The sequence below is a fragment of the Pantoea agglomerans genome, assembly GCF_021397715.1.
Taxonomy (GTDB): Bacteria; Pseudomonadota; Gammaproteobacteria; order Enterobacterales; family Enterobacteriaceae; genus Pantoea; species Pantoea astica.
This window is the reverse complement of sequence record NZ_CP090207.1, coordinates 2,919,306-2,941,174: the sequence shown is the minus strand read 5'-3', so window position 1 is coordinate 2,941,174 and position 21,869 is coordinate 2,919,306. Positions and strand designations below refer to the sequence as shown.

Below are 21,869 nucleotides of genomic sequence, written 5' to 3'. Positions count from 1 at the left end.
TGAGCTATCTCGCACAGTGCAGCTAAAGCTGTTACACTCGCCCGCTTACGCATCGTAGTTTGTGCCCTTTTCACGCGTCAGCCCCAGCTGGCGTCACTATCCCTCTGAAAACTACACCGTGAATCACGGCCAGAGCGGACCGGAGTAAACCACGTAATGTCTTTTGACTCTCTCGGCCTGAGTGCCGATATTTTGCGCGCGGTTGCCGAACAAGGCTACAGCGAACCTACACCTATCCAGCGCCAGGCGATTCCTGTGGTGCTGGCAGGCCGCGATCTGCTGGCGAGTGCCCAGACCGGCACCGGCAAAACGGCCGGCTTTACCTTACCGTTACTGCAAAAACTCTCTGCCAACGCGGGCGCTATCCGCGGTCGTCGTCCGGTGCGGGCGTTGATCCTCACCCCGACCCGTGAACTGGCGGCGCAGGTAGGCGAAAACGTCAGCGAATACAGCAAATATCTGCCGCTGCGCTCACTGGTGGTCTTCGGTGGCGTCAGCATCAACCCGCAGATGCTTAAACTGCGTGGCGGCGTCGATATTCTGGTGGCGACGCCAGGCCGTCTGCTGGATCTGGCGCAACAGAACGCCGTTGACCTGTCACAGGTCGAAATTCTGGTGCTGGATGAAGCGGATCGGATGCTCGATATGGGCTTTATCCACGACATCCGTCGCGTGCTGGCGCGTCTGCCGGCGAAACGCCAGAACCTGCTGTTCTCCGCCACCTTCTCTGATGAGATCAAAGGCCTGGCTGAGAAACTGCTGACTAATCCTGAGCTGGTGGAAGTGGCCCGCCGCAACACCGCTTCCGAGCAGGTGGCGCAACAGGTTCACTTCGTGGATAAGAAGCGTAAGCGGGAACTGCTGTCGCAGCTGATCGGCGAAGGCAACTGGCAGCAGGTGCTGGTCTTTACCCGCACCAAGCATGGCGCTAACCACCTTGCCGAGCAGTTGGGCAAAGATGGCATCACCGCCGCCGCCATCCACGGCAATAAAAGCCAGGGTGCCCGTACCCGTGCGCTGGCCGACTTTAAATCCGGCGGCATTCGCGTGCTGGTGGCGACCGATATCGCGGCCCGTGGCCTGGATATTGAAGAGCTGCCGCACGTGGTGAACTACGAGCTGCCTAACGTTGCCGAAGATTATGTCCACCGTATCGGCCGTACCGGTCGTGCCGCGGCCACCGGTGTGGCGTTATCGCTGGTCTGCGTTGACGAGCATAAACTGCTGCGTGACATCGAACGTCTGCTGAAGCGCGAGATTCCGCGTCTGGCGATTGCCGGTTATGAGCCCGATCCGAGCATTAAAGCGGAACCGATCATTAACGGTCGTCAACAGCAGTCGCGTGGCGGTGCAGGCGGCGGCGGTCGTGGTCGCAGCCAGGGTGGACAGGGTGCCGGTGCGCCACGTTCATCAGGCGAAAAGCGGCCTCAGGCGCGTCGTCAGAGCCAGCCAGCTCCGCAGGGTGATCGACCGGCTGCTCGTCCGCGTCGTCCGGCAGCGAAGCGTACCGGAAACGTCTGAGTATGAGGGTTTTACTGGCGCCGATGGAGGGCGTGCTTGATTCGCTGGTGCGCCAGCTGTTATCGGAAGTGAACGACTACGATTTGTGCATCACTGAGTTTTTGCGCGTGGTCGATCAACTGCTGCCGGTAAAATCCTTCTACCGTCTCTGCCCCGAACTGCAACATGCCAGCCGCACGCCTTCCGGCACGCGGGTGCGTCTGCAGCTGCTGGGGCAGCATCCCGAATGGTTAGCTGAAAACGCCGCCCGCGCGGTGGAACTCGGCTCCTGGGGTGTTGACCTCAACTGCGGCTGTCCGTCGAAACTGGTGAATGGCAGCGGCGGCGGTGCCACTCTTCTTAAAGATCCCGATCTGATCTATCGCGGCGCGAAAGCGATGCGTGAAGCGGTGCCTGCAGATTTGCCGGTAACGGTCAAAGTACGGCTTGGCTGGGACTCCAGCGCCCGCAGTCTGGAGATTGCCGACGCGGCAGAACAGGCAGGTGCCACTGAACTGGTGGTACACGGCCGGACCAAGGAAGACGGTTATCGTGCTGACGCCATTAACTGGCAGGCGATTGGCGAGATTCGCCAGCGGCTGAAGATTCCGGTGATCGCCAACGGCGAGATTTTTGACTGGCAAAGTGCGCAGGACTGCCTGCGGATTACCGGCTGTGAGGCGGTGATGTTAGGCCGTGGCGCGCTCAGTATTCCCAACCTTAGTCGGGTGGTGAAGTACAACGAACCGCCGATGCCCTGGCCGGACGTTGTTAAGCTATTACAGAAATATACCCGTCTGGAAAAGCAGGGTGATACCGGCTTGTATCACGTAGCACGCATTAAGCAGTGGCTCGGTTACCTTCGCAAAGCCTATACCGAAGCCGACGGGTTATTCAGTGAGATCCGCGCGCTGAAAACGTCCAAAGATATTGCAAACGCTATCCAGCGAATGTAATTGCCAGATAGGGCCTGGTCTGAGTACTCGCGATGTAAAAGGGATATTAAGTTTGAACATTGCATCGAACATTCAATCCGAATAGTGCAAAAGAGATTACTTCACTCATTAAACGGCAGAAATAGTCTGGAATGATTCAGTCAGAAATCAGCTGTGATTGACTCTTTCTTACCACGCATGTTCTGGAATTTATCTGGCCGCTTTCCTTCTTATTTACGTTAAATTCTATCTGTCTGCCATTCCCTATCACCCTAAATTTTCATAGTCAAAAGCGCCGACCCTCACTTCACTTTCTATCAAAACAACGGCTTTAAAGCTGTCAGCTAATTAGCCAATCTATCTCGTCAGTATCGATGATGAATCTAACATAGCCATGTTAAATTATTTAATAAAAACAAAGTGTTAATTTTTTGATTACTCATCCAATTCCGATTTATTGTTACCTGCTGCGGTGAATCATCATCATGCAGGCCTGAACAATGACGCCAGACTCCTGATAACAATTGTTTATCCAGGCTTGATGCGGGTAAATAACTGGAAAGACGTATCCAATTTACGTTACTGTTGGGATAAGACAGAGAAGGTGAGCGCAAAAGCTGATTGTTTAAATAATGATTTATATCAATAAAAAGTCAGGAAGTAATTTATTTCTCTTTGCTGAACCGAATCTGTCGAATTAGTATGAAAAAAAGCCAATGGATAGGTGGTAAATGATGAACAGGGATACAATATTAATTATCGATTCAACGACAGAACATCATTTTGACACTCCATGTGTTGAAAGACAAATCAATAGTGGTAACGATGTCGTTCTGACTCACATCTCCAGTTTAAGCGAACTGGATGAAAAATTCTTACATAAAGCTTCTGTTATCTTAGTATGGGCGTGTATTCCAGCCATTCAATTTGATGACTCTTTTTTTAAAAAAACACCTCATTGTCAGGCCATAATAAAAGTTGCAGTGGGTTATGACAACATTGATGTCGAAGCAGCCAATAAGCGTCAAATTCAGGTTTTTAACATTCCAGATTATGGAACAGAAGAAGTCGCGGATCATACAATAGCGTTATTGCTCGCCTGTGTCAGAAAACTAAAAATTTCTGATGATGCGGTTAATAAAAACCAGTGGGATTGGTCATGCATTAAACCGTCCGTTCGTTTGCGTGGTAAAACATTAGGTATTATTGGTTTTGGCAGGATTGGTGCCTCAGTGGCATTACGAGCTAAAAGTTTTGGATTGAATGTGCAGTTTTTTGATCCCTATGTTGTAAGCGGGCTAGACAAGTCAATGGGTGTGGTTCGTACTGAAAATCTGGATGAACTATTGATTAGTTCAGATTTTATATCGGTCAATGCTTCACTTAATAAAACCTCCTATGCAATGTTGAATGATCAATCTTTTGAAAAAATGAGAAAAGGAGTAGTGATAATCAACACGGCCCGAGGAGCCATTATTGATACACCTGGCCTTGTTAATGCGTTTAAGTCTGGGAAAGTTTCTTCTGCGGGGCTGGATGTCATTCAGGAAGAGCCAAGGGTACATCCCTATTTGAAATTAAATGAAAATGTAATATTAACCGCGCACTCAGCCTTTTATACAGAAGAATCATTTAAAGAGATGCGGGTTAAATCAGCAACAATGGCCCGGGATTTATTAGCTGGAAAATCAGTCAGGAACGAAATCAGATGTACAGGTTATGAGGGGGAGTCGTAAAAATGGAAGATAAAGAAAATAATAAAGTTTTTGCTCAAAAAACCACAAAGTATCTGGATAGTCTGATGGAAAAGAGTTCGTCAGTTAAAGCGATGTATCAATTTAATCCGGATAGTGAAAATCCTTATGCAAACGTAAATGTTGATTTACTGAACGAAAAGAAATCGTCACCTGTTGCCGGAGCTGTAAAAAAATATGAAGGGCAATTATTAGTTCTTTTATCCTATACATGTGCTGCCAACTGTCGTTACTGTGAAAGACAAGATCGGGTTGGGGTTGGCTTAGATGTTGATGGTTGGCTCAGGAAAGAACAAATAAATAATATTGTCAATTATATTAAAAGTAATCCCGACATCTATGAGGTCATCGCGAGTGGTGGTGATCCTCTTATGAATCCTAAAGGGTTGCAACACCTGTTCTCTGAGTTACGTAAAATTGAGCATATAAAAGTTGTTCGTATTCACACGCGCCTCCCTTTGCAAAATCCGGGAAAAATTAACTGGGAACTTATGGGTGAAATAGTAACAACAACCAATGTTGTTTATCTGAGCCTTCATATTGATCATCCCGATGAGTTACGGCCTGAAATCATTGACGCAATAAACCGATTTCGCAAAATGGGATATATTCTGCTTACCCAGACTGTATTTTTAAAAAGTGTTAATGATAATAAGGATGTTTTAAAGCAACTGTTTTTGAAATTGTTCGAATTGGGTGTTCGTCCTTATTATATCTATCATGGTCAGGAGGTTTATTCTACGCGAAGTTTTGTCATGTCGCTTGACGACGAGATTAAGATTATGACTGAACTTAGAAATGAATTATCCGGTCTTGCGTTCCCTCAGCATGTAATAGATATCCCTAAAGGGATCGGGAAAGTGATTATTCCAGGGAATCATTGGGATTTTAATTCCGGGATGGTCAGAGATTTTACAGGCGTCAATATCAGCACAGATACATGGGAGAAGTGCGATGGAAACAGCAACTAAAAGCATCATTATCGTTTTACAAAACATAGTTACTTTTCGCGCGGATTGGAAATACCTTGCCACTCATGCCATAAAGTCTAAGCTTTTTTTAATTACTGGTCATACCGGGAACGCGAATCTTAGCGAGAGTAATAAATGTGCTTTTTCTGAGCACATTCTTTGTGATGAATTTGATTATGATAATGTCAAAAAGGCCTGTGAAACAATTTTTAAAAAGGAAAACTGCACCGATTTCAGCCAGGTTAGAGTAGTGACTAATGATGAGTATTTCTTAGGGCTTGCAGCTCAGATACGTGATTGTTTTGGTATTGCTGGTATATCTGAAAAAGATATTTTTCCCTTTATAAATAAAATCATTATGAAAAAAGTGGTTTCAAAATCGAGCGTTAAAATTCCTGACGTGATTGAGTTCAATCCGGGAGAGTTTACTAATAAAGCAGACGACTATCTCAATCATATCGAAAAAAAGTTAGGGTATCCTGTTTTTGCTAAGCAAGTCGATTCAGCTGGAAGCGAAAATGTCGCTAAAATTTTCAATCGTTCGCAACTAAACAAATGGTGTGAAAAAAATAAATTAAATCTTAATTATGAAATTGATGAGTTTATCAAAGGGGATTTGTATCATATTGATATTTTGATAAAAGATGGTGCGATGATTGAGCGGTTGATATGCAAATATTCTTGCCCGAATGCTGATTTTTTAGATGGAGTTGCATTAGGAAGCGTGCAAATCAGAAAATCAGATAATGAATTTGAAATTTTATCTCAAGCCACCATCGATATACTTGCTGCCTTTGAATGCTTGCCTGATGGTGCGATCCATTTGGAGGTTTTTCTCACCAAAGATAACCAGGTCGTCTTTGTCGAAATCGCAGCTCGTGCTCCCGGAGGCTGGATCCCGCAAATGCATAAACTAGCAAGAGGATATAATATCGAAGAGCAGCATTTTTTATTACAAATGAATTTGTTCAGAACGTTAAAAATTGATGCTAACAATCATTCAGCGTGGATTTGGTTCCCACAAAAGGAAGGAATGAAAGTCAGAAAAGTTGAACCTCAAGTATTGACCAGTAAAGTGACGATAACCTGGGATCTAGAAGACGGGAAAGTTCAGAAAAAACCGACCAGCGTCAGAGACAAAGTATGTGGCATTCTTTTAGAAAACAAGGAATACATTAGACTGCAAACAGACTATAAAAAACTCTTAGAAGAATTTAATCCTTATAAGTAGGTGGTCTATGTCAGTTGCCCGTAAGCTCCTCAAATCCTGGTGGCCAGGCGCAGGTAGTTCTTCTATTTTAAATCTTGAATTGCCAGTCATTTCCATCATTATTTCCATTTACAGTTATAAAAGTCTTATCGATTATGCAAATGCATTGGCGATATTTATGTTTGCAAATGCTTTTGTGTATCCGCTTACTACCGTAGTGATAAAGCAAGGCCTGGTAACATCAGTGCGGAAATTTTCATTTATACTAATCTTGTCAGTTTTTATATTGGCAAACATACTTTTTCTTTATTATGGTTTAATACACGGCTATGATTTATTGTTGAGTCATCTTTTCTCAATTTCTCTGCTTGCTGTTGGAATGAGAAGGTATCTTCATGGGGTAGTAATTTTAAAAGAGGCTACATCGATCATCTTACCAGCGTCGATAGTAAGGCTTATTGTTTCTACTTCAGGATGTTACCTGTTAATCAGCCACGGCCTCAGCAATGCGTATGCTCCAGTTGTCGCCTTAGTCTCTGCCGCCTGGATTGAATCAATGATACTGTTTGTTTTTGTCCATAACAAAAAACATAACATTTTTTCTACACCTCGCGGAACTTCGGGAGAAGGAATGTTTCGGATCTATTTCTCCGCACTTTTTATCATGGCTTCAGCATTAATGAGTAACTCATTTATTACTTATCTTATAAATGCTTCTGATAGCAGCAGTAAATCTTTTCAATTAGAAGCATGGGCTATGCTTTTTGGCGTGGTTTGCATTGCGACATCATCAATATTCGATGTTGAAAACTTTATTATCAGATATGATGCGGCTGTAAAAAAACAAACTGAATTGTTTGGTTTTTTTTTCGTTGCCTTTATGTCGGCCATTTTTATGAGCGCGATATATATTATTTTTATTTTTTACGTTATGTCGCCTGAAAATATTGAACCTCTGAGCGCAATGATATGTCCGATAGCCCTTTTGTCTGTGCTTATCTCGCTTTGTTGGCTGGTAAGATCTTATACGCGTGCCAAATTAATAATGATGGATTCAACTAAGATAATAATATCATCAATTGGTATGAGTTTTATATTGGTCTATCTGGCAAGAAGCTATATTGTTCTGAGTGATGAATATCAGTTGTTATTGTCGCTTTTGTTTTATCTGATGATAATAATCGTTGAATTATTAATGCATTTTATTTTTTTGATTGCCAGATCGTTAAAGGAAAGATTTACCGTATAAATTACAAGGAGAGAATGTGAATAATCGAAAAATATTAGCTGAGGCTAAGCGTAAACCTTCGCTGATCGATATAAAGGTGCTGACTTTGACAGATAATGAAAAAGCGCTCCTTTTAAAAGCGGCAGAAAAGGATATTGCAGAAATAAAAGAATCGTTACCGCAAAGAGTTAAAGATGCCATCAGAAAACTGGGTGCGCCAGAAGGTCTTGTTGCTGTTCTGATTAAAGGCGTACCTATTGATATACCTGTTCCGTCAACGCCTGTAAACGCTGATGATTGTAAAAATAAATTAATGCCAGTCGCTGACTCGATGATTACGGCCTTTGCCTTAGAAGGCGGCCCTTTGCAGCACTTCATCGGAAAAATAGATCTTTACCAACAAAGTCATGTCCACAATCTTTACCCTATCAAAGGTAATGAGAATACGCAGTTAGGCTCGAATAGCTGCACCCTGGATTGGCATGTCGAGGATGGTTTCTTACCACAACAGCCTAATCTCTGCGCTTTATTGTGTGTTCGTGGTTTTAACGGTGCCAGAACGCAAGTAGCTTTTGCAAGGAAATTTAAATTGTCACCTGAAACTGATGCCATCCTGCGTCAGGAACGATTTACTATCAGCTATGATGAAACCTTTTCTCTAAAAGGGAAGGCGCTTATTACGCCTGTTATTTCAGGTCCGAAAAATGATCCTCTTGTCAGAGTTGATTTTCCTGTAACACAAGGGTTAGATCCTCAGGCGAGTGCTTCGTTAGCCGCACTTAAAAAGGAGATTGATACCGTGGCTGAATCTTTTGTTTTAGAGGCAGGGGATTTGCTTTTTTTCGATAACCATAAGATTGTTCATGCGCGAAATGCCTACAATACGTCATATGATGGCACTGGAAGGTGGCTTAAGCGAGTGCTTGTTAGTGAGCGGAACATTTAAGATTTACGCCTCCCTCTTTTAATCGGGAGGCAATAATATTTTTGTTTATGAGTTTTGCTCAGTCGATTAGGTTAACTAACTGAAAAATAGCGTCTCCAATTGGGTTATTAACCATCATCAGGATCTTCATATCGTCTGGGCAATGGCTGCGAGCCGGTAAAATTATATCCTGTTTTGAGTAGAGTTAACCTGCGCTGAGAGGACAACGATGCCCTGGCCGGACGTCGTTAAGCTATTACAGAAATATACCCGTCTGGAAAAGCAGGGTGATACCGGCTTGTATCACGTAGCACGCATTAAGCAGTGGCTCGGTTACCTGCGCAAAGCCTATACCGAAGCCACCGGGTTATTCAGTGAAATCCGCGCGTTAAAATCCTCGGGCGACATTGCCCACGCCATCGATCGTTACGCCATTGTTCATGGTTTGTGATAAAAAATCAGGCGACCCCTTAGCGGCCTGACGGTATAGTGGGAAAAATTTCCCTTACCTTACAAGCCTGCTATGTCTGATGTCGCTGTATTGAGCAACAGCCAGCTCAATAAACGTATCCTCTCGGTAATCGTTTTCACCTTCTTCTGCTATCTCTCCGTTGGTCTCCCGCTGGCCGTGCTGCCGGGCTTTGTCAAAAACCATCTCGGATTCAGTTCCTTTGTCGCCGGGCTGATCATCAGCCTTCAATACTTTGCCACGCTGCTCAGCCGCCCGCAGTCAGGTCGTCTGGCCGATAGCCTCGGTCCGAAACGGGTGGTGATGCTGGGATTGCTCTGCTGTGGCATGAGCGGGGTGCTGACCATCATCGCTGCGCTGCTGAGTGAATGGCCGTGGCTGAGTCTGGCGCTGCTGGCGCTGGGGCGACTGTTTCTTGGCGTGGGTGAGAGCTTCAGCAGCACCGGTTCAACCCTGTGGGGCATGAACATCGTCGGTCCGATGCAGACCGCGCGCGTCATCTCGTGGAACGGCGTCGCCACCTATCTGGCGATGGCGATTGGCGCGCCGCTTGGGGTGATGCTCAACAGCGGATTAGGCATGAGCGGCTTTGCCGGTCTGATTGCGCTGATGGGCGTTATCGGCTATCTGATGGCCAGCCGCAAACCGGCGGTGACCGTCAGCGTAGGGGAACGGATTCCGTTTCACCGGGTCTTCTCCCGCGTCTGGCTCTATGGTCTGGCACTCGGCTGCGGCACCATCGGTTTCGGCGTCATCGCCACCTTTATCACCCTCTATTTTGCCAGCCGCGACTGGCAGGGTGCGGCCTGGGCGCTGTCGGTCTTTAGCCTCGGCTTTGTGCTGGTGCGCCTCGGTTTTGGCCGCTTTATCACCCGTTTTGGCGGACTGCAGGTTTCGCTGTTCTCTTTTATGCTGGAGTCTCTGGGCCTGATCATCATCTGGCAGGCCGACAGCGCCTGGCTGGTGGGCGCGGGGGCCTTTCTTACCGGCTGCGGCTTCTCGCTGGTCTTTCCGGCGCTGGGCGTCGAGGCGGTTAAGCAGGTCGGGCGTCAGGATCAGGGATCGGCACTGGGCACCTATTCCGCCTTTCTCGATCTCGGCCTCGGCCTGACCGGTCCGGTGGCGGGACTGTTCATTGGTCACTGGGGAATGCAGTCGGTTTATCTGGCGGCGGCGCTGATGGTGCTGGGCGCGCTGTTGATTACGCTGCGGCTTTACTGGCAAAACCGGCAGACAGGTTAACGGCCCGCCGGTTTTGTATGATCAGAGATGAATAAACAGCCAGTAGAGCAGCGCCGAGAGCAGAATCGACACCGGCAGGGTCAATACCCAGGCCACCGCCAGATTACGCAGCGTCGAGAGCTGCAAACCGGAGCGGTTAGCCGCCATGGTGCCCGCCACGCCCGACGACAGTACGTGAGTGGTGGAGACCGGCAGACCGAAGCCGTCTGCCGCGCCAATGGTCGCCATCGCCACCAGCTCGGCGCTGGCACCCTGCGCATAGCTGAGGTGCGTTTTACCAATCCGTTCGCCCACCGTCACCACAATCCGTCGCCAGCCGACCATGGTGCCCAGCCCCAGCGCGATCGCCACCACCACTTTTACCCACATCGGAATAAAACGGGTCGCGCTGTCGAGCTCGGTTTTCACCGCTTTCAGATTACGTTCGGTCTCTTCCGGCAGCTTTACTTCGGCGCTTTGCAGATGCTTGATGGTCTCTGAGGCCAGGTACATCTGGTTACGGGTGTTGGCCACCGACTGCGCCGGAATATTGTCCATCGATCCGTAGCGGCGTATCTGGTCGCCAATCTCGTTGAGAGTCATCGCCAGTGCCGGTAACACGTTGGGATTGAGCTGGCTGCTGCCGACAAAGGCGATCAGCACGTCGCGGGCGGCGGGCGGCTGAGGTGCGGCCGGCTGCAGTTGCAGCAGCTGATGTTCAGTGACCTCGGTTAATGCCGCGACGCGTGGGATCTGATCCGGCGGCAGCGATCGGTTAAGTGCGTAGGCGATCGGCATGGTGCCGACCAGGATCAGCATAATCAGCCCCATCCCTTTCTGACCGTCGTTAGAGCCGTGCGCAAAGGAGACGCCGGTACAAGTCAGGATCAGCAGGCCGCGGATCCAGACCGGCGGCGGCTGGTCATTCTGCGGCGCGCTGTAGAGCTGGCGATTGCGGATAAACAGCTTCATCACCCACAGCAACAGCCCGGCGCAGACAAAACCGACTACCGGTGACAGCAGCAGCGCATAGCCGACCTTCAGCGCCTGATCCCAGTCGACACCGCTCAGGCCGCTGCGCCCGTGCAGCATCGCATTCGCCACCCCGACGCCGATGATCGAGCCAATCAGGGTATGCGACGAGGAGGAGGGCAGGCCGAAATACCAGGTGCCGAGGTTCCAGATAATCGCCGAGAACAGCAGGGCATAAACCATGGCAAAGCCGTTACCGCTGCTGGCCTGTAGAATCAACTCGACCGGCAGCAGGGAGATGATGCCAAAAGCGACCACGCCGCTGGAGAGCAGCACGCCGAGGAAATTACAGATACCGGACCAGACCACCGCCACGCCAGGGGTCAGTGAATGGGTATAGATCACCGTCGCGACGGCGTTAGCGGTGTCATGAAAGCCGTTGACGAACTCAAAGCCCAGCGCGATCAGCAGCGCCAGTCCCAGCAGGAAGAACGGCAGATAGCTGGTCACCGGCATGTTGGTTTGTTCAACATCATTGACCAGATTCAGCCCGGCAAACGCCAGCCCGGCGACCAGCAGGATGAAAAACAGCGGCTTGCTAAAGCGGCTGCTTTTGCCGTTGAAATCAGGGCGTCGGGTCGATGAGGAAGAAGAGAGACTGTTTTCGCTCATGGTGTACCTCGAATTGCGGATGCCGGATGCTGATTTGCACCGGTACATCGCAGTGTGATACGCGCTTTCTATGACAGTAAAATGACGACCAGCCGCGCGATACGGCGACACCAGAAGCCGCGCTGACCGCTCCCGGCCGGGCGGGCAACGCGCAAACGGAAGGGCAGGGTCTGGCAAATGCAGGCAATAAAAAAGCCAGCGACGGGCGCTGGCTTCGGAGAGCGAAACGGCGATTACGAGTTGTTATTCGCCGTGGCAGGCGCAGGTGCCGTAACCGGCTGCTGCTGTGGCTGCGCGGCGTCGGTGCTGGCGCCCTGTGACGTGACTGGCGTCATTGGCTGCTCCTGTGGCGCAGCCTGCGGGTTCTCAGGCACGTCAACCGGTGCGGTCTGGATGTTGTTCTCCACACCGTTAACTTTTACCGGCATACCGGTACGGCCCTGAATGGCACCGTTCACCTGGTCCTGATTAACACTGGCATCAACCAGCACTTTACTCACCGCCTGCGTCAGCGTAATCGGTACCAGCTCACGCGAGTTAAACTGCTCTTCAGTGGTCGACAGCGGGTTATGCACTTCGACATAACGCGAACCGTCCGGCTCGACGGTAGCTTTCACCGGCTGATCAACGAACTGCACCCGCGTACCAACCGGCACGTTCTGGTACAGCCATTTGATATCCTCGGCGCGCAGACGCACACAGCCGTGGCTGACGCGCAGGCCGATACCAAAGTTGGCATTGGTGCCGTGAATCGCATAGAGGCGGCCGATATAGAGCGCATACAGCCCCATCGGGTTATCCGGACCGGCCGGGAAGACGGCTGGCAGATTCTCGCCGCGTGCTGCATATTCGGCGTGCATCGCTTTGGTTGGCGTCCAGGTCGGGCCATCTTTTTTACGTTCTACCGCCGTGGTCCAGTTGATCGGGGTATCTTTACCCAGCTCACCGATACCAATCGGCAATACCACCACGGTTTTGCTGCCTTTCGGGTAGTAGTAGAGACGCATCTCAGCGCTGTTAATCACAATGCCTTCGCGCGGTGCATCAGGCAGGATCAGCTGCTGTGGGATGATCATTTTACTGCCAGCCTTAGGCAGATAAACGTCAACCCCCGGATTGGCTTCCAGCATGTTGCTGAGGCCCATCTGGTATTGCGCCGCAAAGGCTTCCAGCGGCAGTTTGCTGTCCTCAGGAACAGTAATCTCGATATTTTCGCCGATCAACCGGCTGTTGGCCGGCGGTAACGGGTAAACCACAGCAAAGGCTGACTGGCTAAACGCCGCCAAAGCCAATGCGATTGAAGCGAACGCGCGAATGCTCATTTTCATATTTTACAAGTCTTTATCGCCATGTTTCAGGCTTGTCAATGTGTCGAACCCATGCTGGCCAATGTGACCTGCTGCGCATTATATGTTCATTAATCTGACGATGTGAATCAGGATTTTAACCTGCCGGAAATACTTTACGTAACTTCCCGTGTTAAACCGGCATTTTTCAGCCACCGCTGGCATAAAAAAACCGGCTTCAGGGCTGCCATAACGTCACTTCACCACTGAGTTTACGATTCAGAAAAAACGCGGCACTGATTAACGCCAGATGCGTCAGCGCCTGTGGCGTATTCCCCAGCGCATGGCCACGACTGTCGAACTCCTCGGCGTACAGCCCCAGCGGACTGGCGTAGCTTAGCAGCTTCTCAAATTCGAAATGCGCTTCCTGAATCCGGCCCGCGCGGGCCAGGCATTCGACATACCAGAATGAACAGGCACCAAACGATCCTTCCGACCCTTGCAGACCATCTGCCGGCGTCTCGTCGATGTTGTAGCGCCGGACCATGCCGTCGCTGACCAGATGCGTTTTGATCGCATCCAGCGTGGCGAGCCAGTCGGGATCGGTGGCCCCGACAAAACGCACCAGCGGCATCAGCAGCATGGATGCATCAAGATGGTCACCGTGACGGGTAGAGGAGAAATGGCCGCGCTCGCTGTTCCAGAAGTTGGCCCAGATATCTTCCCGGATCTCACGCCGCACCCGATCCCAGCGCTCATACGGCATCGGCAACGAGCGCTTCATGCCCAGGCGCAGCGCGCGATCCATCGCCACCCAGCACATCAGGCGCGAATGCAGAAAATGCTCCGGCTGGCCGCGCATCTCCCAGATACCGGCATCGGGCTGATTCCACTTGTCGCACAGCCGATCGATCATCTGTGTCACATGCTTCCAGCCACGTTGCGAAATTGCCTCGCCATATTTATTGGCCAGGTAGATCGCATCCATCAGTTCGCCGTAGATATCCAGCTGGGTCTGCTGCCACGCATCATTACCGATGCGCACCGGCCGCGAATCCCCGTAGCCTGACAGATTGAGCAGCTCCATTTCGTGCAGCTCGGTGCCGCTGTCCAGCCGGTACATCACCTGCAGGCGCATTTCGTCATGATGGCTGTTTTCAACACAGCGTCCGACCCATTGGGTGAAATGTTTGGCTTCATCGACGTAGCCGAGGCGCATCAGGGCATACATGCTGAATGAGGCGTCGCGGATCCATGAGGCGCGATAATCCCAGTTGCGCTCGCCGCCCAGCTCTTCCGGCAGGCCAAAGGTGGCGGCGGCGGCGATTGAGCCGTGACGATGCGAGGTCAGCAGTTTTAACGCCAGTGCGGAGCGCTGAACCATTTCGCGCCAGCGGCCCTGATAGGTGCTGCGGGCGCTCCAGCGACGCCAGTAATTCAGCGTCTCTTCAAAACAGTGTTCGGTGGAGAGCGCTTCGATGTGCGCGTCGTTGACGCTGCCAAACTCAAATTCGGCATGTTCACCCGCCTGCAGGGTAAAATTCGCGGTGGCACTGTTTTCCTCCAGCGTCATCACCACGGTGGCGGCCAGCCGCAGCGAAGGCTGACCTTCGGCGTGAAAATCGATGCAGCCATGCTGCACTTCGGCGCGGGTCTGCGCCCGGGCGTAGTCGTGGCGGGGCGAACAACGCATGGTAAAGCGCGCCTTGCCGCGCACCATTTTCACCCGCCGGATCAGCCGGGGCAGTTTGTCAGCATTATCGCAAATCGGCATGTAGTCGGTGATTTCGGCTACCCCTTCATCGCCCAGCCAGCGGGTTTGTAAAATGTTGGTATCAGGCAGATAGAGCTGCTGGCGGCGCACATCCTGCCAGTCCGGGGCCAGAGAGAAGAGTCCGGCGTCATCACTGTCGAGCAGCGCGGAAAAAACCGAAGGGCTGTCGAGTTCAGGCCAGCAGAGATAATCGATGGTGCCGTCATTGGCGACCAGCGCACAGGTGCGCAGATCACCAATCACGCCGTGGTCCTCAATGTTGCGTTTTACCTTACTCATTCTGGTCTCCCTGTTAGTGTCATTGCTAACTATAGTCGAGGCGGCAGCGTCGGCAGCCGCCTGGCACAGAGGGTTAATTCAGTGCCGGATTCCGTCAGCGGCCGATTGACAGAATGGGCGCTGGCGGCGGGCGAATTTTTCAGGGACGTTATACTGGTGATGACACTTTCCTAAAGGAGGCCGTTATGACCACACCACAGAGTAAAGTCGCCATTATCACCGCATCAGACTCGGGCATCGGCAGCCGCTGCGCTGAAATGCTGGCAGAGCAGGGCTTTGACATTGGTATCACCTGGCGTTCCGATGAAGAGGGCGCGCAACGTACCGCACAGTTAGTGCGGGATAAAGGCCGGCGTGCAGAGATTATCCAGCTGGATTTGGCCGATCCTGAGCAGGGCGGTCAGTCGCTGCAACAGCTGATCGATCGGTTTGGCCGGATTGACGTGCTGGTGAACAACGCCGGGGCTAACTTCAAGGCGGACTTCCTTGATGTCACCTATGAAGACTGGCGTAAAACCTTTGCCGTCGACGTGGATGGCGTCTTTGTCTGCGGCCAGATTGCGGCCCGTAAGATGGTTGAGCAGGGCGAAGGTGGCCGGATTATCAATATCACGTCGGTGCATGAGCACACGCCGCTGCCCGGTTCGGTGGCCTATACGGCGGCAAAACATGCGGCGGGCGGCCTGACTAAATCGATGGCGCTGAGCCTGCTGCCGCACAATATTCTGGTGAATGCGGTGGCACCCGGCGCGATCGCCACGCCGATGAATAAGATGAGTGATGAAGATGCGCACAAGGTGAAGATGCCGGAGATCCCGGCTGGCCGGCCTGGTGACACCCACGAGATCGCCAGCATGGTTGCCTGGCTCTGTTCTGAATGGGCGACCTACACCACCGGCCAGTCCTTTATCATCGACGGTGGATTCATGCTGGCGAATCCGCAGTTCAAAGGTTACTGATCGGCCCGACGATTATGCCAGCGGCGGATCACCCAGCGCAGCACAAAGGCAAACACAATCGCACCGACCAGCCACAGCAGATGCTTGAGGTGCTGGTCGAGTTTGTGCAGCCACGGGGCGATGATGCCGCCGGCAAAATAGCCGAGCGTGACAAAAATCAGTGCCCAGATTGCCGCCCCAATCACGTTGAGAATGAAAAACTTCATCGGGTTGAGGCGGCTGGCACCGATAATGATCGGGCCAATCAGACGGAAGCCATACATAAAGCGCACGCCGATGACAAACAGGCTGGGCCGGCGCTTGATCAGCCGGTTCGCCTTCACCACTTTATCCTGATGTTTTTTCAGACGGCGCAGAATGCGCGCGCCATAGCGGCGTCCAATCCAGTAGAGCAGCTGATCGCCAATGATGCCGCCAGCCATGGCGGCCAGCACCACGCCCGCATAGTGCAGCAGGCCTTCATGGGCGGCGACGCCGCCAAGCAAGGTAAACGTTTCCCCTTCCGCAATACAGCCGATCAGCAGCGCCAGATAGCCGTACTGGGTAATTAATCCGTTGATATCCAAATGCAAAATGACTCTCCCTGTTTGACTCTGTTTCTTTAAGTCTATACGCGTTTTGGTTTCGCTTCCGCCCGGCGTCCGCCCCTGCGCTTATTTTTGCTGTTTTTTTGCTCAGCTGCCACGAAAGTTGTTCTGCCGTTTATACTTGAACTGTCGCTGCCCTCAGAGACTCTGTTGCCGTTTCGGGCAGCCCTTCGCATCAGAGGAGTGACTGTATGAACCATGTCTGGGGACTTCTGGCGCATCCGAATCAGGAAATGCGTCATATCAAGCAAGAGAATGAGAGCGTCTCGCACCATTACACCCACCATGTTCTGCTGATGGCGGCGATCCCGGTTATCTGTGCCTTTATCGGCACCACGCAACTGGGCTGGAATCTCGGTGAGGGGCAGTTTGTTCAGCTTAATATCGCTACCGGGATTGGGCTCGGTATCCTGTTCTATCTGATTATTCTGGGTGGCGTGGCGGTGATGGGCCGGGTGATCCACTGGATGGCGCGCAATTATCCGCAGCGGCCTGGGGTACAGCGCTGCACGGTGTTTGCGGGCTATGTCGCCACACCGCTGTTTCTCAGCGGGCTGGTGGCACTCTATCCGCTTGTCTGGCTGTGCGTGCTGGTCGGCGCTTTAGCGCTGGTCTACACCGGCTATCTGCTCTATATCGGCATTCCGCTGTTTCTGAATATTGACCGTGAAGAGAGCCTGCGTTTCTCCGGCTCCACGCTGGCGATTGGCGTGCTGGTCTTTGAAGTGTTACTGGCGATGACCGTCATTCTGTGGGGTTATGGACCCCGACTGTTCTGATCTGCCGCTGCCGCCGTGCTGGCGGCAGCGCCTTTTTAACGCCCGGAAACAATCTCACCAGGAAATTTCTTAACCTTCAGCGTATGATGCTGCTGCCAGCCCGCGCTCTGACTGCACTGATGCGGGCGGCCTGTGTCTGACACAGCGCACAATCTCAACCGGGTCTTTTTTCTACGATGCCTGCAAAAATTCGTTTCACTTTGTTCTCGCTGGCGCTGCTCGTTTCCGGGCAGGGAATGGCATTACCGGCGAAGGCGACCACCTCGCTGTCACAAATGGCGCCGATTGCTCAACCGCAGATTGCCTCTGGCAGCGCGATGATTGTCGATCTCACCAGCAATAAAGTCCTGTTTTCCAGTCATCCGGATCGGGTCAGGCCAATCGCCTCCATCACCAAACTGATGACCGCAATGGTGGTGCTGGACGCACATCTGCCGATGAATGAGATGCTGACGGTGGATGTCAGCCAGACGCCGGAGATGCGTGGGGTATTTTCACGCGTCAAACTCAACAGCCAGATCAGCCGCCGCAATATGCTGCTGCTGGCGCTGATGTCCTCAGAGAACCGCGCCGCCGCCAGCCTGGCTCATGCTTATCCGGGCGGCTATAACGCCTTTATCCAGGCGATGAACGCCAAAGCGCGCGCGCTGGGTATGAAACAGACCCGCTACGTTGAGCCGACCGGGCTTTCTACGCAAAACGTCTCCAGTGCCCAGGACCTGATTAAGTTACTCAAGGCGACGCGCGAATATCCACTGCTCGGCGCACTCAGCACCACTAAAGAAGAAACCGCCGTCTTCACGCATCCGAGCTATGCGCTGCCATTCCGCAACACCAATCATCTGGTGTACAAAAATGACTGGCGCATTCAGCTGACTAAAACCGGCTACACCGACGAGGCGGGCCACTGCCTGGTGATGCGCACCATGATCAACAATCGCCCGGTAGCGCTGGTGGTGCTGGACGCGTTTGGCAAATATACCCACTTCGCGGATGCCAACCGCCTGCGTGACTGGATTGAAACCGGCAAGGCTGCGCCGGTGCCGGCCGCCGCGCTGGCGTATAAAAAACAGAAATCAGGCCAGGTCGCCAGCAACGGTGCCAGCAGTGCCGACGTCGAGTAGAAAAGAGTCGGTGTCGCGCACTGCGCGCACTGGCATTGCCTGCAGGCTGAGCAGGACATCGGGAAAACGCGGTCAGAGGCGTAAAGCCATTTTTACCTCTCTGGCCGCCCGACGTTAACCCGAAAAATGCCCGTTATTCCTATATTGCCATCCCTTGCAAAGCCCTACACTACGCGCGACTGGCGAGGGACGATCGCCTGATTTAAGCTGCCGGAATCTTACTCATATGTTTAAGCTACGATCCTTTTTTGCATTGTTAATGCTGGCGCTGGTGGCATTTGCCCCGGCGCTGACGCTGGCCGCGGATGATACGGCCAGTGCTGCTCAGGACCAGGACGCTCCGCCGAAGCTGAATGCCGCGGTTGAACTGCCGAAAATGCAGAAGATCCTCGATAAAATCAAAAGTCAGGTCTCCGTCGATGCTGGCGAAAACAAGCTGACTCAGCTCAATGAAATGGCGCTTGAGCTCTCTGGTAATGCCGACACGCTGGGACAGGCGCTGATCCCCGATCGCCAGCAACTGGACGCCCAGTTGCAGGTACTGGGGCCGGCACCCAAGGCTGACAGCGGCGTAAAAGAGACGCCGGAAGTGACGCGCAAGCGTAACGCGCTGGAAAGTCAGAAAAGCAAACTCGACGACCAGATCAAACAGGCCGAAGGCATTAAAAATGGCGCACTGACGCTCTCCTCGCAGATTACTAACCTGCGTCGTGACCAGTTAAAAAGCCAGCTGGCGCTGAACTCCGGCACCATTCTGGGGCCGCGTTTCTGGTCACCGCTGCTCAATAGTCAGGACCTGGATGGCGAGAAAATCGGTGAATTCCTGCAGGAGCTGCAGGACACCGCGGTACTCTCATGGGAGCCGGGCTGGCGCGTGGGCAGTGTCTTCTGGCTGCTGGCTGCGCTGTTAGTGATGACGGTCGGCCGTCGTTACAGCGAAGAGTTTCTGGCCTGGGTCAGCATTCACAAACTGCCGGAAGGGAAGTTACGTCGCAGTTTCCTGGCGGCTGCAATCGCCCTGACCACCCTGGCGGCTGTCGTCCTCACCTTTAACTTTATCGCCCTGGCCTTTACCCGCCGTGATGAGGTTTCTGAAAATGTTCAGGACTTCGTGGATCAACTGGTTCGGCTCAGCGTCTTTTGTGGCCTGATTGCCGGGCTGGGACGCGCTTTCCTCTCTACCCGCAGGCCCAGCTGGCGGTTACCGACCATCTCTAATGAAGTGGCGATGGCGTTAAAACCCTTTCCACCCATTACCGCCGTGCTGGTGTTTATCTTTCAGACGGTCGAGTCGTTTAACTACAGCGTCGGCACCAGCCTGAATACCACTATTTTTGCCAACGGCCTGACGGCACTGCTGATTGGCAGTACCGCGCTGGCGATCAGTATGCGCACCAATCGGGTTCGTCGTCGCATGACGCAGGCGGGCACACCACCGGAAGCGCGATCGACGCTGGTCGGACTGATCCAGATGGGCCTGACGCTGACCGGCATCGCCATTCTGGTGTCGCTGCTCATTGGTTACGTCACGCTGGCACGCTTCCTGAGTTATGAAGTAATCTGGTGCGGCCTGCTGTTTGGTTCGTTCTACTTCCTCAGTCATCTGCTCAACGATGGCTGTGAGAGCCTGTTCTCGACCAGTAACGCAACCGGTCGTCGCATTCAGAGTTCGCTTAACATCAATGAGCGTCATCTGCAGCAAACGGCTACGCTGCTGACGGCCATCGGCAAAACCTTTCTGGTGCTGGTTGTGGCACTGGCGCTGGTCAATGGGACCTTTGCCTCGTCAACGCCGATTGAGCTGCTGCAAAAAGTGATCGAGTTCTGGGGCGGTAAAGGACTTGAATCCCTGAATATCGTACCGGCGCATATGGTGAATGCGATAATCTGCCTGATCGTCGGCATCTATGTGCTGCGTTCAATACGCCGCTGGCTGGACAACGATTTCCTGCCGAAAACCACCATGGACGTGGGGATGCGGGTGTCGCTGGTGACGCTGTTCAGCAACATCGGCTTCGTGCTGATTATTCTGCTGACGCTGTCGATCATGGGCCTGCAGTGGAACAAACTGGCGTGGATTGTCAGCGCGCTGTCGGTAGGTATCGGTTTTGGCCTGCAGGAGATTGTGAAGAACTTTATCTCCGGGTTGATTCTGTTAACGGAACGTCCGGTAAAAGTGGGCGATCTGGTGACCATCAGCGGTATTGAAGGGGATATCCGCCGGATTAACGTGCGCGCCACCGAAATTCAGTTAGGCGATAAATCGACCGTCATCGTGCCGAACTCGCAGTTCATCTCGCAGAACGTGCGTAACGCCACCATGGGCAATGCGCAGGGCGTGGTGACGATCACGCTCACTTTCCCGCTGAATATCGATCCCTCTAAAGTGCGCGATATCCTGCTGGAGGTCTACAACGAAAACGAACGTATTCTGGAGACGCCAGAGCCGTCGGTGTCGTTCAAAGATCTGACCCAGCAAGGGATTGTACTGAGCGTGACCGGCAACGTGGCCGGGCAGCGCCAGATCGCTGGCGCGAAGAGCGACCTGCTGTTTGATATTCTGACGCGTCTGCGCAAAGAGGGGATACTGCTCTCGACGCCGCAAACCATGATTATTGAACGACGCCAGCAGGCGGTGGCGGCCAGCGAAGAAGAGAAGCTACTGTCGTAACGCGAATCTCCCGATCCCGATGTCATGCTTCTGATTGCATGATCCTGAGGCCGACAAACGTCGTAATGCCAGTCAGTTAAGCAACTGACTGGCCCTTTTTCGGGGCTGTAGTGTATTTCCAGGGCCTCTCCGTTACCACCTTCGGGAAGGCCCTTCCCTTCTTGTCGGTAACTTCACCCGTTCTCTCATACTTGCAAGATCACGCATCAGTTTCGGTATACGGCCTGGTGAAGCGCCCTGCAGGGTCATCCGCATTCTCATGGCCATTCCGCAGGATTCTGAGAAGCTCAGTTGATTCGGCCAGTCTCCTTTCAGCTGTTCCGCCATTTTAATTATCTGATATCTCAACAGATTATAAGCCAGTGAGGCACCTTACAGTTCCTGCTCCACAAGCTCCGGCTTTTGACTTCTCAAGTGCCTGTCCAGGGTGCATAAAAATCCGGAAACAGGTGAGCATTTCCGGATTCTTACAGAGCTACTGGATCGTTCAGGTGACCCTTAACTGATCAGCATTACCCTGTATGGGCGCTTTTTTTGCCTGAATTTTGTGCTG

The 21,869-nt window shown here is 52.1% G+C and carries 16 protein-coding genes and 2 pseudogenes; 13 read left to right on the top strand and 5 right to left on the bottom strand.

Annotated elements, in window-relative coordinates:
• Positions 1-156 precede the first annotated feature (156 nt).
• From rhlE to LZU96_RS13835, 9 genes and pseudogenes are all read left to right on the top strand, one after another.
• Positions 157-1,521 (top strand): ATP-dependent RNA helicase RhlE, encoded by a 1,365-nt coding sequence (gene rhlE, locus LZU96_RS13875; protein WP_233984840.1) that lies wholly within the window; start codon positions 157-159, stop codon positions 1,519-1,521.
• A gap of 2 nt (positions 1,522-1,523) precedes the next feature.
• Entirely contained in the window at positions 1,524-2,456 is a 933-nt protein-coding gene (gene dusC, locus LZU96_RS13870; protein WP_233984839.1) for a tRNA dihydrouridine(16) synthase DusC, read from the top strand.
• Positions 2,457-3,166: 710 nt separating this feature from the next.
• Positions 3,167-4,171: a C-terminal binding protein gene (locus tag LZU96_RS13865; protein WP_233984838.1), complete on the top strand. Its 1,005-nt coding sequence runs from the start codon at positions 3,167-3,169 to the stop codon at positions 4,169-4,171.
• Positions 4,172-4,173: 2 nt separating this feature from the next.
• Positions 4,174-5,160, top strand: coding sequence for a KamA family radical SAM protein (locus tag LZU96_RS13860; protein ID WP_233984837.1), 987 nt, complete (start codon positions 4,174-4,176; stop codon positions 5,158-5,160).
• Positions 5,144-6,391 (top strand): ATP-grasp domain-containing protein, encoded by a 1,248-nt coding sequence (locus tag LZU96_RS13855; protein ID WP_233984836.1) that lies wholly within the window; start codon positions 5,144-5,146, stop codon positions 6,389-6,391. The genes LZU96_RS13860 and LZU96_RS13855 overlap by 17 nt, the downstream gene beginning before the upstream one ends.
• Before the next feature lie 7 nt (positions 6,392-6,398).
• Positions 6,399-7,619, top strand: coding sequence for a hypothetical protein (locus LZU96_RS13850; RefSeq protein ID WP_233984835.1), 1,221 nt, complete (start codon positions 6,399-6,401; stop codon positions 7,617-7,619).
• Positions 7,620-7,635: 16 nt separating this feature from the next.
• Positions 7,636-8,544 carry a TauD/TfdA family dioxygenase gene (locus tag LZU96_RS13845; RefSeq protein ID WP_233984834.1) on the top strand — a complete coding sequence of 303 codons (909 nt, stop codon included), beginning with the start codon at positions 7,636-7,638 and terminating at the stop codon, positions 8,542-8,544.
• 208 nt (positions 8,545-8,752) lie between these two features.
• A pseudogene (locus LZU96_RS13840) lies at positions 8,753-8,974 on the top strand (tRNA dihydrouridine(16) synthase DusC); the annotation flags it as partial.
• A gap of 72 nt (positions 8,975-9,046) precedes the next feature.
• Positions 9,047-10,234 (top strand): MFS transporter, encoded by a 1,188-nt coding sequence (locus tag LZU96_RS13835; RefSeq protein ID WP_233984833.1) that lies wholly within the window; start codon positions 9,047-9,049, stop codon positions 10,232-10,234.
• Positions 10,235-10,255: 21 nt separating this feature from the next.
• On the opposite strand, the gene LZU96_RS13830 is transcribed toward LZU96_RS13835, so the two are convergent.
• From LZU96_RS13830 to LZU96_RS13820, 3 genes are all read right to left on the bottom strand, one after another.
• Positions 10,256-11,857 (bottom strand): inorganic phosphate transporter, encoded by a 1,602-nt coding sequence (locus LZU96_RS13830; protein WP_233984832.1) that lies wholly within the window; start codon positions 11,855-11,857, stop codon positions 10,256-10,258.
• Positions 11,858-12,090: 233 nt separating this feature from the next.
• A complete protein-coding gene (locus LZU96_RS13825) occupies positions 12,091-13,185 on the bottom strand; it encodes a L,D-transpeptidase family protein (RefSeq protein WP_233984831.1) in 1,095 nt (364 codons plus the stop codon).
• Between the two features lie 196 nt (positions 13,186-13,381).
• Positions 13,382-15,196, bottom strand: a complete 1,815-nt coding sequence (locus LZU96_RS13820) for a glycoside hydrolase family 15 protein (protein WP_233984830.1) — start codon at positions 15,194-15,196, stop codon at positions 13,382-13,384.
• A 185-nt stretch (positions 15,197-15,381) separates the two neighbouring features.
• Between LZU96_RS13820 and LZU96_RS13815 the strand changes: the two genes are divergently transcribed.
• Positions 15,382-16,155, top strand: a complete 774-nt coding sequence (locus tag LZU96_RS13815) for an SDR family oxidoreductase (protein WP_233984829.1) — start codon at positions 15,382-15,384, stop codon at positions 16,153-16,155.
• Here the strand turns inward: LZU96_RS13815 and LZU96_RS13810 are convergent.
• The gene (locus tag LZU96_RS13810) at positions 16,149-16,727 is read right to left on the bottom strand and encodes a DedA family protein (protein ID WP_233984828.1); all 579 of its coding nucleotides are present in this window, start codon (positions 16,725-16,727) and stop codon (positions 16,149-16,151) included. The genes LZU96_RS13815 and LZU96_RS13810 overlap by 7 nt on opposite strands.
• A gap of 206 nt (positions 16,728-16,933) precedes the next feature.
• Here LZU96_RS13810 and LZU96_RS13805 point away from each other — a divergent pair, with 206 nt between their 5' ends.
• From LZU96_RS13805 to LZU96_RS13795, 3 genes are all read left to right on the top strand, one after another.
• On the top strand, positions 16,934-17,521 hold the full coding sequence (locus LZU96_RS13805) for a Yip1 family protein (protein WP_233984827.1): 588 nt from the start codon (positions 16,934-16,936) through the stop codon (positions 17,519-17,521).
• A gap of 176 nt (positions 17,522-17,697) precedes the next feature.
• Positions 17,698-18,645 carry a D-alanyl-D-alanine endopeptidase gene (gene pbpG / locus LZU96_RS13800; RefSeq protein WP_233984826.1) on the top strand — a complete coding sequence of 316 codons (948 nt, stop codon included), beginning with the start codon at positions 17,698-17,700 and terminating at the stop codon, positions 18,643-18,645.
• A gap of 226 nt (positions 18,646-18,871) precedes the next feature.
• Positions 18,872-21,316 carry a DUF3772 domain-containing protein gene (locus tag LZU96_RS13795; protein WP_233984825.1) on the top strand — a complete coding sequence of 815 codons (2,445 nt, stop codon included), beginning with the start codon at positions 18,872-18,874 and terminating at the stop codon, positions 21,314-21,316.
• Positions 21,317-21,392: 76 nt separating this feature from the next.
• On the opposite strand, the pseudogene LZU96_RS13790 reads toward LZU96_RS13795, so the two are convergent.
• A pseudogene (locus LZU96_RS13790) lies at positions 21,393-21,730 on the bottom strand (IS4 family transposase); the annotation flags it as partial.
• Positions 21,731-21,869 lie beyond the last annotated feature (139 nt).

Coding starts and splice junctions, on each gene's coding strand:
- pbpG (WP_233984826.1), top strand. CDS start 17,698: ATGCCTGCAAAAATTCGTTTCACTTTGTTCTCGCTGGCGCTGCTCGTT.
- LZU96_RS13835 (WP_233984833.1), top strand. CDS start 9,047: ATGTCTGATGTCGCTGTATTGAGCAACAGCCAGCTCAATAAACGTATC.
- dusC (WP_233984839.1), top strand. CDS start 1,524: ATGAGGGTTTTACTGGCGCCGATGGAGGGCGTGCTTGATTCGCTGGTG.
- LZU96_RS13860 (WP_233984837.1), top strand. CDS start 4,174: ATGGAAGATAAAGAAAATAATAAAGTTTTTGCTCAAAAAACCACAAAG.
- LZU96_RS13820 (WP_233984830.1), bottom strand. CDS start 15,196: ATGAGTAAGGTAAAACGCAACATTGAGGACCACGGCGTGATTGGTGAT.
- LZU96_RS13805 (WP_233984827.1), top strand. CDS start 16,934: ATGAACCATGTCTGGGGACTTCTGGCGCATCCGAATCAGGAAATGCGT.
- LZU96_RS13850 (WP_233984835.1), top strand. CDS start 6,399: ATGTCAGTTGCCCGTAAGCTCCTCAAATCCTGGTGGCCAGGCGCAGGT.
- rhlE (WP_233984840.1), top strand. CDS start 157: ATGTCTTTTGACTCTCTCGGCCTGAGTGCCGATATTTTGCGCGCGGTT.
- LZU96_RS13830 (WP_233984832.1), bottom strand. CDS start 11,857: ATGAGCGAAAACAGTCTCTCTTCTTCCTCATCGACCCGACGCCCTGAT.
- LZU96_RS13795 (WP_233984825.1), top strand. CDS start 18,872: ATGTTTAAGCTACGATCCTTTTTTGCATTGTTAATGCTGGCGCTGGTG.
- LZU96_RS13825 (WP_233984831.1), bottom strand. CDS start 13,185: ATGAAAATGAGCATTCGCGCGTTCGCTTCAATCGCATTGGCTTTGGCG.
- LZU96_RS13815 (WP_233984829.1), top strand. CDS start 15,382: ATGACCACACCACAGAGTAAAGTCGCCATTATCACCGCATCAGACTCG.
- LZU96_RS13855 (WP_233984836.1), top strand. CDS start 5,144: ATGGAAACAGCAACTAAAAGCATCATTATCGTTTTACAAAACATAGTT.
- LZU96_RS13865 (WP_233984838.1), top strand. CDS start 3,167: ATGATGAACAGGGATACAATATTAATTATCGATTCAACGACAGAACAT.